Source organism: Kineococcus glutinatus, from assembly GCF_039542765.1.
Classification (GTDB): domain Bacteria; phylum Actinomycetota; class Actinomycetes; order Actinomycetales; family Kineococcaceae; genus Kineococcus_A; species Kineococcus_A glutinatus.
This window is the reverse complement of sequence record NZ_BAABIL010000876.1, coordinates 1-683: the sequence shown is the minus strand read 5'-3', so window position 1 is coordinate 683 and position 683 is coordinate 1. Positions and strand designations below refer to the sequence as shown.

General features: G+C 81.4%; 2 protein-coding genes. Both read right to left on the bottom strand.

Features of this window, described 5'->3' with window-relative positions; genetic code table 11:
* Positions 1-165: 165 nt before the first annotated feature.
* Complete coding sequence (locus ABEB16_RS22260; RefSeq protein WP_345714337.1) at positions 166-393, bottom strand: hypothetical protein; 228 nt, start codon at positions 391-393, stop codon at positions 166-168.
* Between the two features lie 39 nt (positions 394-432).
* A partial coding sequence (locus tag ABEB16_RS22255; protein WP_345714336.1) for an anti-sigma factor domain-containing protein occupies positions 433-683 on the bottom strand: 251 nt, incomplete at its 5' end.

Genomic DNA, 683 nt, shown 5'->3' with positions numbered 1-683 from the left:
CTGCCCACCGTCGTGCTCGTCGTGCCGTGGGCGCTGCTGGCCCTGCCCCGCTGGCCGCTGGGCGGCTGACCCCGCCCCGCGCCGCGCCGCATCCCGCCCGCGCACCGCACCGATCGCGCGGGCGGGACGTGCGCGGGACGTCCCGCGCGGGTCAGCCGGCGCGGGTCACCCCGCGTTGCGCAGCAGGAAGTCCCGCTCGGGGTCGCGGCCCATCGTCGGGTCCGGCGGTGGCTCCGGGTCGTGGCCCTCGACGGTGTCGGCCAGGCGCACCGGCTCCGGCAGGGTGCGGAACCGCTCCCGCCCGTCGCCGTCCCGCGCCACGTCCCCGCCCGGTCCTGCGACCACGGTGACCGCCCCCTCGCCCTCGACGCCGGCCCGATCGCCGGTGCGCACCAGTGTCCGCGCCCGGGGGTGCGCCGTCGAGGGGTGCCCTCAGGCGGGCAGGGCGTACGTCACCACCGGGTCCGTCGTCGGCGCGTCGCTGCCGCCCTCGGGCTCCAGCGTCACCGCGACGGCCGTGGCGGCGGCGGGCAGCCCGGCCAGGACCTCCCCGCCGCCCCCGGTGCCGAACGTGTCGGCCGGGCGCGGCTCGCCCCCGTCGAGGAACCACGCCTGCCACGTGTGCCCGGTGGGGGCCGGGTCCGCCCCCGCCGGCAGCAGCACCGCGGTGCCGCGGGCCCGGG